Below are 12,459 nucleotides of genomic sequence, written 5' to 3'. Positions count from 1 at the left end.
TAGAGGATGCTTCCTTTATTTTAAGGAAGGCTAACTGTTGGCATTTTGGAATGCTAATTGGAACTTTTCAGGAAGACATTCGAATAAGGTAATTTGAAAATCATCGCTTTCCATTCCTTCAATAGCTGCTCCCACATGTATCAATGCGCCTGTTTGCGTTACCAAAATTTCGATTTTAGGCAGGACTGCAAGACTGATCAATTTTTCATTTTCATCATCATCATATAGTTCAATAGCATTTGTGAGGGCATATGCCTTCAGAAAATGATACGGTGATTGTACGTCCGTAAAAAACAATTTGCCGCATAGGATTCCCATAGCGTTATCTGCATACTCAAGGTTTGTGTAACCTAGTAATTTTCCATCGAGAAGTACCGTAAAAATACCTGTAATCATAGCAATTTCGTAAAAATATACCCGTAAAATTAAGAAAATTTTTCTGCTTAAATTAGATGCTACCTAAGGTTTTTAAAACTCCTAATGCATCAATCTTATAAAATGCCCGTCTGTATAGTTAAGGGAGTTAAATTTTCCGAAAAACAATTAGTACTTTTAAACACCAAAGAGTAACCTATATGAGTATTTTTGACGAACAGCACCAGGTAGCAAACTATTTTGTAAAAAACAATCCCAATTTTTTAAATCACATGTTCGGGACCACTGACATCCAGCCTTTTTGGATTGCGGATATGGATTTTCAAGTTGCACCTGCGATATCAGCAGCCTTAAAACAAATTGCAGAAAGAGGGCTATACGCCTATGAGTTCAATACCGAAAAATTGTACACAGCCATGGTAGCTTGGTATCAGCGTAGGCATAATTTGCGTTTGCAGAGCACTGCTTTTTTACAACTCAATGGTGTACTGACAGGAATTGCCGTTCTTTTACAGGAGTTTACAGCAAAAGGTGATGTCGTACTTATACAAACGCCAGTTTATCATCAGTTTGATCAAGTGATCAAAGGGAACGGCAGAAAGCCGCTTCCGCATCCATTAGTACTTGACGACGGGCGTTATACTATGGATTTAGCAGGGTTGGAAAAAACCTTTCAACAAGCAAAACCCACAGCCATGATTTTGTGTAATCCCCACAATCCTGTAGGACGCGTTTGGACTCGTTCAGAGTTACAAGCTTTGCTATCGTTAGCAGAAGCCTACAACGTTCGAATTATTAGCGATGAAATTCACGCTGATATTTTGTATCACTCGCATCAGTTTACGAGTATTGCTGCATTGGATCGGGCCAACAAGCATTTGGTACTTTTAGGGTCTCCTGCAAAAACTTTTGGCATGCAAAGTATTGCCAACGGCTATATTTATACTGAAAATGAGGAGTATTTTAAAAAGCTTCAACAAAAAATTGAGGCCATGTATTTACATCACGGAAATGCCATGACCAATTATGCAAGTATTGCCGCCTATACCGAAGGAGAGCTCTGGTTAGATGAATTACTGGCTTACCTCACAAGCTCGATTCAGTGGATCTCAAAATTTATCCGTGCTGAATTACCAGAAGTAAAAGTCATTCAGCCTGAAGGAACCTATCAGCTGTGGTTAGATTTTCGCGCATTAGAACTTACTGACAAAGAATTGAAGCAACTTTTTGTCACAGCAAAAATCGGTTTGGCCATGGGACATTGGTTTGGAGAGGCCGGAAAAGGTTTCGCCCGAATTAATATTGCCACTCCACTTGCTAATATTCAAGAAGCCTTAGTTCGCTTGTCCATAGCTGTTAACGCTTTAAAGAAAGATGACCTAGTTTAATAACTAGGCCATCTGCAGGGTGAATGAAAGACAAATGAAAAATAATGAAATGCTATTTCTAATGACTAAGTTCTATAATAAATAAGTATAAAGGCATTCCTAAGGTGATGTTAAACGGAAAGGTAATGGCCAAAGCCATCGGTAAGTAAAGTCCAGGATTTGCTTTAGGCGCCGCAATACGCATGGCCGCAGGGACGGCGATATACGATGCACTGGCGGCTAAGATGGCGATTAAAAATCGATTGCCGATCTCCGTTAACCAAAATCCAGAAAAGTAACTTACCAAACAACCGTTAAGACAAGGGATAACGATGGCAAAAAGCAAGGCAAACCAGCCTTTTTTTAAGAGTAGGCCTATTTTCTTACCACTCGTAATTCCCATATCCAATAAAAACACTGCTAAAAATCCTTTAAAGATATCTGTGGTAAAAGGCTTGATTCCTGCAGCCTGTGCGTCGCTGGCAAAATACCCAATATACAAACTTCCAATAATCAACAACACACTTCCGTTAGTTAGGGCGTGTTTTACCAGTTGTAATAATTCATTAGTAGATCGCTTTCCATTCGAAAACAATCGCATGAGTAATACTCCTACAATAATAGATGGAGCCTCCATAAGCGCCATTACAGCAACCATATGTCCTCCGTAGGCAATTTTTTCCATGTCCAGGAAACTCACTGAGGTGATAAAGGTTACGGCACTTACAGAACCGTATGCCGCAGCAATAGCTCCTGCGTTTTCAATTGAAAACTTCTTTTTGAGTATAAAAAAAGTGTACAGCGGCACGGTAATAGCGAGCAGAAATCCCAAAAGCAACCCGTTGTAGATTTCGGTGTTGAACGTACTGTGTGCAAGTTCTTGTCCACCTTTGAAACCTATGGATAAGAGAAGGTATAACGAAATAAACTTTGAGGAGTTCTTAGGGATTTCTAAATCGCTTTTAATTTGTGAGGCAAAGATTCCTAAAAAAAAGAACAGCAATGCCGGATTTGTTAAGTTATCTACTAATAAATGAATATCCATTGGATAAAATTGCTAGTTATTGATCTGTGAATTCTAGAGTAACGATACTCTTTATTTGAATGTTTTTACCTTGACTTCTGGCTTCTTCTACCAAAGCAACCACTTCCGCTTTGGCCTGCTGTAACTCTTGTATTCGAGCATTGTCAACAGGAGTTGTGTCAGAATGATCTTTTTCTTGTAAAATCAGACGGTGTAATTTGTGATAGTTAATTTTTGTGTTTAAAAAACTTTTTAATAAATCAGACGTGTGCGTAGGAGTAAAGTCTCCATCAACTAATTTGATCGTCTTTTTGGCGGTACTAATGTCTAATGTTTCCATAAATTATTTCTTTTGGAGTAGGATGCTGTGAAAAATCAACAAGGTGTATATACCACTGCTATACCATAAAGACCTGTGAAGTATGGGTGAATATTCTGTTTTGTACAAGTAATAAGCGTAAGCTATTACCAGTAAAACCATTCCTGCTATTCTCAGTGTATGCACTATGTTTATTTTAAAAAACATCATTTTAATTTTACTACTCGTATTTGATGAGACAAAATTGGTAGATTTAATTCATATATTTTTATTTATATATCTGAATTTAAACATAAATAAAATTAATATCAATACTTTTAGGGTAGTGCATATCAGTGTTGGCGCCATACCTATAAAAAAAGCAAAACCTTATATTAACATTTATTTATGGTTATAATTAACTTTATAATGTTATTTTTATGCTTTTATTAGGGGAAACTTCGTTCACATGAACTATACATTACATCAGCTCAAGGTTTTTATAGAAATTGTAGAGAAAAAAAGCATTACGAAAGCTGCCGAAGCTTTGTATTTATCGCAGCCAGCGGTATCCATACAGTTAAAAAATTTTCAAGATCAATTTCCTATACCTTTAACAGAAGTTGTCGGAAAGCGACTGTACGTGACAGATTTTGGGTTGGAAATAGCAGCAACAGCAAGAAGAATATTGGTAGAAGTTGATAGGATTAATCATAAAACACACGCATTTCAAGGGAAACTTGCTGGAAAACTCAAACTATCGGTGGTGTCTACAGGGAAATACGTAATGCCCTATTTTTTATCGGGGTTTTTAAACGAAAACTCAGCCATAGATTTTTCAATGGATGTTACCAACAAGCAGCAAGTAGTAAATCATTTAGAAAATAATGATATTGATTTTGCTTTGGTTTCTGTATTGCCCAAACAAATGGATTTACAACATATTCCCTTACTTCGAAACTCTTTATATCTCGTTGGCGGCACTGAACGCGTAGAACAGCGCAAAGGAAAAAAAGCTCTTATCTTCACTCAAGGGCCTATGTTGTTTAGAGAGAAAGGATCGGCGACAAGAAACGCCATGGAAACGTTTATCGATAAGCGAAATTTGAAATCTTCTAAAAAGATAGAACTCACCTCTAATGAAGCCTTAAAACAAGCAGTTATAGCTGGTATCGGCTACAGTATAATGCCCTTAATAGGAATTAAAAATGCGCTGTTGAACAAGGAGATGACTGTTATTCCTTATCCAGGACTCCCCATAGAAACCGAGTGGAATATCGTTTGGAGAAAAGACAAAAAGTTGACGCCTATTGCCAGTGCCTTTATCGATTATATCAAAGAGCACAAGGCAGAAATTATTGAGCAACACTTTTCATGGGTAGATGATTTTTAATATTCTAACGCTAAAACATCTTTTCCCCGAGAAGTACACACTTTATACTATTCTAAACTTCGTTTATTCAAGCTTAGATGCCTTTGTTAGTGATTAACATAGGTATAGAAAAATGGGACTTCATACAGTTTTTGTAAATTAATCAATACCTTTCCTTTCCAACAAAAGCCTTTTTTATGGAAGAATTTACAGCTGCGACCTATTTTTTCGATTATGAACACCCTGAGATTCAAGAATTCCTTCAACCGTATAAAGCGCTTACACCAAAAGCACAACTCCAACAACTCTATTTGAGAATTAGAGATGGATGGCGTTACAACCCATTCAAAATAGGGATAACCAAAGATCATTACCAAGCAAGTACGATACTCTCAAATGCCGAAGGACATTGTATAGATAAAGCCATTGTCCTTATTACTTGTTATAGAGCACTTGCAATTCCTGCTCGATTACGACTGGCTAAAGTTTCTAATCACATAGCCACTGAACATTTAGAACGTATTTTAGGAACCAATGAATTAGCCCCTCACGGTGTAGTAGAAGTGTTTTATTCAGGAAAGTGGGTAAAATGTGTACCGGCCTTTAACCGAGAACTATGTGCCAAATACCAAGTTGATGTTTTAGATTTCGACGGTAGTGAAGATGCCGTAATTCAAGAGTACAACAGAAATAATGAGCAGTTTATGAGCTATCTTGAAGATTACGGTAGCTATCAAGATGTACCTTTTGAAAGAATGATGGATATATTTAGAGCGAATTACCCTGAAATTTATGAAAAAAATCAAGGGAATACTGAGGTGAATTTCTTTCTTTAAAACTTTAAATCACTGCATTAAAGGCCCATCCATGTTTTAAATGGAGCCGTTTGAGATTGACTCGTTTTTAAAATTGTGTTGTTTTGGTAAAGCTCAATAGCGATCGTATTTTTTGAATAACGGTGTATGCTTTCAATATAAGTTTTGTGCACCAATTCACTTCTATTTATTCTGAAAAACAAATCGGGGTCTAGTTGTTCCTGTACGGTGCCTAAAGAGTTCTCATTTAATACGTATTTTTTATTTTTCTTATCAAAAGCACAAACAATGCCTTGATCTGCCTGTAAATAACAGATATCTACAACTTTTAGGAAATAAATTCCCGTTGCCATTCTCACGGCCAGTGTTTCTTTATAAGATTTTGGAGTCTTTTGTTGAAAATAGTAGTCTAGCTGCTTGAATATACTTTGTTGTTGTTTTACAAAGGTCTCTTTTAAATCAACGAACTTGCTCCAGGCGTTTTCAAAACGCTCAAAAGGGTAGGGCTTTAGCAAATAGGCAATACCATTCGTATCAAAGGCATTCATCCAAAAATCATTATAGGCAGTGATAAAAATAATAGGCACTGAAATTTTCTGACGATTGTAAATTTCGAATACGTTACCGTCTCTCAATTCGATATCCGAGAAAATAATATCAATATCGGGAGCTTCCTGCAAAAATTCCTGAGTTTCAAATACTGTATCGAGCTCGACTACAATTGTATAGTCGATATCTAGCTTGTTTAGAAAGAGTTGCAGTTTTTTGCGGGCGGGAGCCTCGTCTTCGATAATCGCAATTTTATACATGAGTCGTGCTGATTAAAGGGAGTTGTACAATAAAGTTCTTTTCAGTCTCATTAATGAGTACAGATTTATGTGCTAAAAGATCAAATTGACTACACAAATTATTAAGTGCCATTCCGTTGGATGTTTTTTTTCGCGCCAAGGCTTCTCTGTTATTTTGAACCACTAGGTACTCATTGTGTATGCCTAAATGGATATGCACGGGATGTGCTGGTTTTCCGTGATTGTGTACTATTGCGTTTTCAATAAGAACCTGTAAGCAGAAAGGTGGCAGTACAAGCTGATTCGAAGACGCAAGCTGCTCATCGATGGTTAAGCTATATCCTCCTTGATATTTTTCTGACATCAAACTAAAATAGTTCTTAGCAAACTGCAACTCATCCTGAATTCCAATCAATTCTTGCTGGGCATTGATTAAGGAAAATCGGTACACTTCAGAAAATTTATGGAGGTAGTTAGTCGCTCGTTCTTGATCGTCCCAAATAAGCTGGTCCAGTACATTGAGATTATTGAATAAAAAATGAGGGTCTAATTGGTTTCGTAACTGTTGAATCTTACTCTTAGCATCACTGATTTGATACGCATTTACTTTTGATAAATAGCTTCTAGTATCCTTATAGTAGAGATAGGCTAGAGAGAATCCACCAAAAATCAAATAATCAATACTATTACTTACTTGACTTTGAATTAATAAGTAAGAACTTCCATAATTTCGTTCCAAATTCCCGAAGATCCAAGAAATAAGGAGACCGTCCACAAGTTTTAGTAGCATAAAACAAAGCAATCCTATACCGAAATATCCCAAGAATTTTCCGGGCGTTGCTTTCGGACTATATCGACTTTCAATCCTTCTTTTTATAAAATAGACGAGCATAAAAATACTCAGCGCACGAAAAAAATACCAAAAGGGAGCATCAGGATGAAAATAGAAATCGTTCCAACTGTTGGCGATTTGAATTTTGTTTTTTAGGAGAAACAAGGAAGAAAATGCAAATAGGAAAAAGATAAACCAACGGTGCTGTAATATAAAATTCTTTAAGATCTTCATAGGGAGTGAAAGATAAAAAAATGCGATGATTTTTTCACCGCATTTGCTAAGAATACTATTGTTTTGAGGGCCAAGAGTTAATTACATTTCCCTGCTCGTCGTAAATTTCGAGCTTTACTTCATTATTGTTGTCGATCCCGAATTTGGCTTTGGGCTTGCCATTGTCATCGAAGAGAAATAAACCTTTGTTTGAGGTAAAACTTCCGAGTGCTACGCGCGGTGTATGCGTCATTAGCAAGCCTTTCTTTTTGTATTCCTGATATTTTTTGCTGCGCTCTTTAGGGTCTTTAATCGCATCTAATTCTGCCCAGAGTTTTGTACTCAATGCATTTGTACTGTGGTCACCTTGATCATTGAAAACGAGACGTGATGATTTTCTCCTCCTTCCATTTTTAGCGATATCGGTTGCTATAAGCTGAACTACCTGGTCACCATCGTATTGATCAAAGGTCAATGATAGTCCGGCATTGTGACCTTTGTTGGTTTTCTGCCCGTCATAGATAAATCCACCGCATTCCTTCCCATCTTCTGTAAAAAACAACATTCCTGCCCGTTTTTTTCTTTCGTGATACGTAGTTTTATTAATGACATCCCCTTTAGTAGGAAAGTGCTGGGCGTTGGTAATCACCATTTTTACCGTACCATCTGCTTCAACGATGTTTATGCGCTCCACATCAAGGGTTGTCAACTTTTTATGCAGCGAGGTTCCTGTGGTAAAAGAATAGGATAGGAGCGCCACGATTCCTAGACCTACCGTGATGGCAAATGATCGTAAAACAATGAGTTCTTTAGTATGCTTCATATTTTAAATTTTTATCGTTGGACACAAATGTAGAAGAGAGGTGATACTTCTAAAACGCTTTTTTGATGTACTGAGGAGCATTTCCAATGAACCAAGGAAAATCTCAAATGAATGCATAGAACGAAAGATCGAAGCAAGAACAGGATGGGAGGGCTCCAGTCTGAATATTTAAGGTGATTTCGGATGAAAATAAATCAAAATAGGAGGGAAATGAGTGTTTTTTAAAATTCACGATTTAAGCCTTCAAAATTAGTAGTCTCGATGTATTCATCGAGAGATTGGGTATAAGTAGCTTAAATCGAAAATTATAAAAATGACCTATTTTTAGTAAAAAACTGTTGATTTATTGAGATAAATCCAAATTTGAGCTGAAAAAACATTACAAAAAGTAGAGTAGGGGGCTGAAAAAAATCCAACTCCTCAAAACGTTGAGCAAGTGAGTACCCTAGCAAGTCATCTACTTCAATTTCAGAAGGAAAACGTTGTATTGACTTACCCACTGGCGTATTCAGATGATCATAACTCCCTGTTATACAGCTCTCCTTTACGAGGCACAAACACTCCTACGATGCTACTAACCTCATAAACAGTGTACTGTGCTCTTCTATTTGGCTGTTTAAAAATAATCTTTACTTAACAACAATCCATATTTAGAAAGCTAATTTTGCCTATTATGAACAAACACTTGATTCATCGCGACCTCAGTTGGGTATCCTTCAATGAACGCGTATTGCAAGAAGCTGAAAACAGCACCTTGCCTCTTTATGAACGATTAAAATTTCTCGCTATTTTTTCATCGAACTTAGATGAGTTTTATCGCGTTCGTATTTCGGAACTCCGTCATTTTAAAGGATTACAGAAAGATATCCGCAAAAAACTACATGAAAAGCCCAAACGTGTTATTAAGGAACTTCAGGAAAAAATATTTTCCTTACAAGAGCGCTTTGGTTATACCTATCGCGAAGATCTCCTGCCAAAACTTGCTGCACAGGGAATTCGAATTATCAATCATGAACAATACACTGAAGAGCAACGTAAATTCTTAGAGAGTTATTTTGCAAACCAAGTTCAAGAGCACATTCAGGTGCATTATTTAGATGATTTAGAGGTAATTGATTTTTATCACGATAAAGAGTTGTTTCTATGTTTGGATTCAGAGGTATCTATTCTAATTAATATTCCTACCGAACATTGTGATAGATTTGTAGTGTTACCTTCGGAAGACAGCTTTGTAGTCACCTATTTAGACGAGGTTATTCGCGCAAATTTGGGAGAGTTGTACCCCGATTATGCAGGTAATCCTGCTTATAGTGTTAAAATTACCCGCGATGGAGAAATGTACTTTGATGAATATGAAGGCACGTTGGTTGAACTCATTAAAGAAAACCTCATACAGCGTGAAACCGGAATTCCAACACGTATGTTGTATGATGTTGCTATGCCAGCAGCGTTATTGAAACGATTACGCAAGCAACTTCGCCTTAATAAAACGGACTTGATGCCAGGTGCCAAGTATCATAATTTCAGTGATTTTTTTGGTTTTCCATCTCCTAAAGATCATGATCATTTGCAATTTCCAAAGCTAGTCTCCTTAGCTCACCCCTTATTAGAATCTGCAGAAAGCTTGCTCGATGTGATTTCAAAAACCGAGGTTTTACTCAATTTTCCCTATCAGAAATTTGATTATATCCCAGCGATACTGCAGGAAGCAGCAAACTCAGCGGATGTTGAGCACTTATATATCACGTTGTATAGGGTTTCTAAGCGGTCAGCAATTGCAGAAGCTTTACTTACTTGCCTAGAAAAAGGAAAACAAGTAACCGTTTTCATAGAAGCAAAAGCGCGGTTTGATGAAGCAAATAATATTTATTGGGGAGAAAAGCTACAAAAGTATGGAGCGCGTGTTTTGTATTCAATGCCCAGTATTAAAGTACATTCCAAAATCTTTTTAATTGAAGGATTGAACAACAGCTATGGCTATATAGGTACTGGGAATTTCAATGAGAACAGTGCAAAAATATATACGGACTTTGCGCTATTAACAAGCAGTCCTCAAATCACATCGGACCTGAAACAAGTATTTGAATTTTTGGGTACTCCTAGCATACCCCCCAAGATTTCTAGTTTGTTAATGTCTCCATTTACCACAAGACAAGCCTTATATGACAAAATTGATCGTGAAATATCGGAGGCCAAGGCCGGAAGAAAAGCGATTATTCGGTTTAAAATGAATAGTTTAGAAGATGAAGGTGTCATTCAAAAATTGTATGAAGCTTCACAAGCGGGAGTTGTAATACAACTAATTGTCAGAGGGATATTCAGGTTGCAACCAGGAGTTTCCGGTCTCAGTGACAACATTGAAGCGATCAGTATCGTGGGGAGATTTTTGGAACATGGCCGAATTTATTACTTCCATAATGGGGGGAAAGAAGAGGTGTATATTGCTTCGGCAGATTGTATGACCAGAAATTTAGATAAGCGAGTAGAAATCGGAGTTCCCATTTTGAATCCAAAACTAAAGAAACGACTGATTGATTGCTTTGATTTACAGTGGAATGACAATGTTAACGCTCGAGTTTTAGATACCGAACTTCAGAATAACTACCAAGTTAATGACTTAGCTATAAACAACGCTCAGGAATCGTATTATGAGTACTTGCTTGATTTAAATAAAAAGCTGACTACCAGCACATAGAAGCATAAAATGGTGTTTGCTATGAACATTAAAGAGTAAACAAAGTATGTAATGAGTTTAGGAGTTAAGGTGTTCTCAATGTAAACTAGCTGTAATTTACTGTATTAGTGACCCTTACAAGCTCTTAACAGAGTTCTTCAATCAAAATGATCTCTCTCAGGTTTTGAATAGGTAGGATGAACAATATACTCTATTTAACATAATATTAATTATAGTACAAATGTCCTGTTTTTTAATTTATGGATTTTCGCCATTTGATAGCTATAATTCCATATTATGTAAAATATCCCATAAAGTTTTGAACACACAATAAACTGTAGTACTAGGGTCATTAAATATTCGGTTCTTGCTTTAGTGCTAAACAAGAAACATCCTGCTGTTTGTACTATAATTAGTCGCTATGTAAAATTGCCGCGCCCAACCGCTTTATTGTTTTTAAAAAATTAAATGCTTTATGGCATTTATTTTTAAACTCAATTTGCCAACGCTTGGCCACACCAAAAAAAGCTAAACCTTTTGCTATTAATTATAATTCTCGTATTCGGGGAAAATCCTGCAAGATTTTTTTCTACGACATTCTCGTAAGCTTGCCACAAGAGTATAAAATTTTCCCTTGCTCAAATCCACGCTCTAAAATTTCTATACACTTGTTCACTATAGAACTATAATTAAACATTTTTAGAATTTGCATATCTTTTTGTCTTGATACAAAAAGAAACAAAAAAATCAAGGCTGCACAAACCTTTGGAAACAATGTACGGCTCAATCGCTATATTTTAGAAAACATTAGAACGCCTTATGACTGTTTGGAACTAGCTTTAAACCCTTTAATTATTAAGAATATGTATTGCTAGCTCTCTAAAATATGTACGCTCATTCACCTATTGTTTTAGCCAAAGTTTTCTGAGGCCGTTTTGCTATCGCTTCATCTGGGTAAAAACTCTCACTAAATCTATTTTACATAATGTTAAAAACTGAAATTTGAGGTATATTTAATTTATTATTTTAAAAAAGCTACGTTATACCTGTTATTGTCAATTGTAAGAGTCATTTCTTTGGTATACCAACCCCAAACTTCAATAGAATACTCTTTACTAAAAATTAAGATTCTAGTATTTTCTTCAGTTACTTCTGATAATTCTAAACTTTTTGTTTCAACAATTGTATTATCGGCTTTGTTTACTAATCTTGCAAATCCTGAATTTTGTCGATGACCAATAATTAAATTGTACTCATCGCCTAACCACGTTCCCTGTAAATCATCTAATGTTATTTCTTCCATTATTCTTTTTTATAATTATTCAATGAAAATTTGCTGAGTTCTGAAATTATTTTACTTGATATTTTAATTTCCCAATTAGATAAACTGGGCATTAAACTCACGTCATTATTAACAAAGAAATTGTTATTGGAATCTTGTAATTCCATAGATGAGATATATGACTCTTGGTTCTTTTTCCAGAATTAAAACTAAGGCGATAAACAAGTTATCGTTGAGTTCTCCTAAATCTTGTTTTGCAATTTTAATGCTTTGTTTTACAGTATCTAAATCTAGTAGTTGTAGATATATTTGGTTGTTACCTATTAAAAAATCTACTCCTTTCCTCCCACTGGTTTTGGCAGTCAATTCTAAGTTATGACTTTTTAATTCTGACTTTAGAAACTCTAAGGCACTCATTTTGTAGAAACTAATAGCTCTCTAATATCTACATCTAGGATTTGTGCTATTCTCTTTAAATCTTTTAAATGAGGTTGTGATTTATTATTGCAAAATGCCGTTACAGAAGTCGTACTTTTCCCCAATTCTTCCGCAAGCCATACTTGTGATTTTCCTTGAATTACTAGTACTTCTTTTAT

Annotated in this window: 13 protein-coding genes; 4 read left to right on the top strand and 9 right to left on the bottom strand. The window is 36.0% G+C overall.

What is annotated here, in order from left to right:
* Positions 1-30: 30 nt before the first annotated feature.
* The gene (locus tag ACKTS5_RS09760) at positions 31-396 is read right to left on the bottom strand and encodes a hypothetical protein (protein WP_408043684.1); all 366 of its coding nucleotides are present in this window, start codon (positions 394-396) and stop codon (positions 31-33) included.
* Between the two features lie 179 nt (positions 397-575).
* On the opposite strand from ACKTS5_RS09760, the gene ACKTS5_RS09755 reads away from it, so the two are divergent.
* Positions 576-1,763, top strand: coding sequence for a MalY/PatB family protein (locus tag ACKTS5_RS09755; RefSeq protein WP_408043683.1), 1,188 nt, complete (start codon positions 576-578; stop codon positions 1,761-1,763).
* Between the two features lie 58 nt (positions 1,764-1,821).
* Here the strand turns inward: ACKTS5_RS09755 and ACKTS5_RS09750 are convergent, their stop codons facing one another.
* Together ACKTS5_RS09750 and ACKTS5_RS09745 are read right to left on the bottom strand one after the other, a co-directional pair.
* On the bottom strand, positions 1,822-2,787 hold the full coding sequence (locus ACKTS5_RS09750; protein ID WP_408043682.1) for a sodium-dependent bicarbonate transport family permease: 966 nt from the start codon (positions 2,785-2,787) through the stop codon (positions 1,822-1,824).
* Positions 2,788-2,803: 16 nt separating this feature from the next.
* Entirely contained in the window at positions 2,804-3,106 is a 303-nt protein-coding gene (locus ACKTS5_RS09745; RefSeq protein ID WP_408043681.1) for a hypothetical protein, read from the bottom strand.
* A 427-nt stretch (positions 3,107-3,533) separates the two neighbouring features.
* On the opposite strand from ACKTS5_RS09745, the gene ACKTS5_RS09740 reads away from it, so the two are divergent.
* Positions 3,534-4,457: a LysR family transcriptional regulator gene (locus tag ACKTS5_RS09740; RefSeq protein ID WP_408043680.1), complete on the top strand. Its 924-nt coding sequence runs from the start codon at positions 3,534-3,536 to the stop codon at positions 4,455-4,457.
* Positions 4,458-4,633: 176 nt separating this feature from the next.
* Positions 4,634-5,272, top strand: coding sequence for a transglutaminase-like domain-containing protein (locus ACKTS5_RS09735; RefSeq protein ID WP_408043679.1), 639 nt, complete (start codon positions 4,634-4,636; stop codon positions 5,270-5,272).
* A 17-nt stretch (positions 5,273-5,289) separates the two neighbouring features.
* Here ACKTS5_RS09735 and ACKTS5_RS09730 read toward each other — a convergent pair whose 3' ends face one another.
* Genes ACKTS5_RS09730 through ACKTS5_RS09720 form a run of 3 tightly spaced genes read right to left on the bottom strand, consistent with a single transcriptional unit; the run spans position 5,290 to position 7,907 of the window.
* Positions 5,290-6,060, bottom strand: coding sequence for a LytR/AlgR family response regulator transcription factor (locus ACKTS5_RS09730; protein ID WP_408043678.1), 771 nt, complete (start codon positions 6,058-6,060; stop codon positions 5,290-5,292).
* Positions 6,053-7,105, bottom strand: a complete 1,053-nt coding sequence (locus ACKTS5_RS09725) for a sensor histidine kinase (RefSeq protein WP_408043677.1) — start codon at positions 7,103-7,105, stop codon at positions 6,053-6,055. The genes ACKTS5_RS09730 and ACKTS5_RS09725 overlap by 8 nt, the downstream gene beginning before the upstream one ends.
* Before the next feature lie 55 nt (positions 7,106-7,160).
* Positions 7,161-7,907, bottom strand: coding sequence for a hypothetical protein (locus ACKTS5_RS09720; RefSeq protein ID WP_408043676.1), 747 nt, complete (start codon positions 7,905-7,907; stop codon positions 7,161-7,163).
* Between the two features lie 673 nt (positions 7,908-8,580).
* Here ACKTS5_RS09720 and ppk1 point away from each other — a divergent pair.
* Entirely contained in the window at positions 8,581-10,602 is a 2,022-nt protein-coding gene (ppk1, locus tag ACKTS5_RS09715) for a polyphosphate kinase 1 (RefSeq protein WP_408043675.1), read from the top strand.
* Between the two features lie 1,000 nt (positions 10,603-11,602).
* Here ppk1 and ACKTS5_RS09710 read toward each other — a convergent pair.
* From ACKTS5_RS09710 to ACKTS5_RS09700, 3 genes are all read right to left on the bottom strand, one after another.
* Positions 11,603-11,884: a hypothetical protein gene (locus tag ACKTS5_RS09710; protein ID WP_408043674.1), complete on the bottom strand. Its 282-nt coding sequence runs from the start codon at positions 11,882-11,884 to the stop codon at positions 11,603-11,605.
* A gap of 123 nt (positions 11,885-12,007) precedes the next feature.
* Entirely contained in the window at positions 12,008-12,280 is a 273-nt protein-coding gene (locus tag ACKTS5_RS09705; protein WP_408043673.1) for a hypothetical protein, read from the bottom strand.
* Entirely contained in the window at positions 12,277-12,459 is a 183-nt protein-coding gene (locus ACKTS5_RS09700; RefSeq protein ID WP_408044629.1) for a helix-turn-helix transcriptional regulator, read from the bottom strand. Before ACKTS5_RS09700 ends, ACKTS5_RS09705 begins: the two co-directional genes overlap by 4 nt.

The organism is Tenacibaculum litopenaei, assembly GCF_964514025.1.
Taxonomy (GTDB): Bacteria; Bacteroidota; Bacteroidia; order Flavobacteriales; family Flavobacteriaceae; genus Polaribacter; species Polaribacter litopenaei.
The sequence above is the reverse complement of the archived record's forward strand: the minus strand, read 5'-3'. Positions and strand labels throughout refer to the sequence as shown.

Coding starts and splice junctions, on each gene's coding strand:
- ACKTS5_RS09740 (WP_408043680.1), top strand. CDS start 3,534: ATGAACTATACATTACATCAGCTCAAGGTTTTTATAGAAATTGTAGAG.
- ACKTS5_RS09725 (WP_408043677.1), bottom strand. CDS start 7,105: ATGAAGATCTTAAAGAATTTTATATTACAGCACCGTTGGTTTATCTTT.
- ACKTS5_RS09760 (WP_408043684.1), bottom strand. CDS start 396: ATGATTACAGGTATTTTTACGGTACTTCTCGATGGAAAATTACTAGGT.
- ACKTS5_RS09735 (WP_408043679.1), top strand. CDS start 4,634: ATGGAAGAATTTACAGCTGCGACCTATTTTTTCGATTATGAACACCCT.
- ACKTS5_RS09755 (WP_408043683.1), top strand. CDS start 576: ATGAGTATTTTTGACGAACAGCACCAGGTAGCAAACTATTTTGTAAAA.
- ACKTS5_RS09745 (WP_408043681.1), bottom strand. CDS start 3,106: ATGGAAACATTAGACATTAGTACCGCCAAAAAGACGATCAAATTAGTT.
- ppk1 (WP_408043675.1), top strand. CDS start 8,581: ATGAACAAACACTTGATTCATCGCGACCTCAGTTGGGTATCCTTCAAT.
- ACKTS5_RS09720 (WP_408043676.1), bottom strand. CDS start 7,907: ATGAAGCATACTAAAGAACTCATTGTTTTACGATCATTTGCCATCACG.
- ACKTS5_RS09730 (WP_408043678.1), bottom strand. CDS start 6,060: ATGTATAAAATTGCGATTATCGAAGACGAGGCTCCCGCCCGCAAAAAA.
- ACKTS5_RS09750 (WP_408043682.1), bottom strand. CDS start 2,787: ATGGATATTCATTTATTAGTAGATAACTTAACAAATCCGGCATTGCTG.
- ACKTS5_RS09710 (WP_408043674.1), bottom strand. CDS start 11,884: ATGGAAGAAATAACATTAGATGATTTACAGGGAACGTGGTTAGGCGAT.
- ACKTS5_RS09705 (WP_408043673.1), bottom strand. CDS start 12,280: ATGAGTGCCTTAGAGTTTCTAAAGTCAGAATTAAAAAGTCATAACTTA.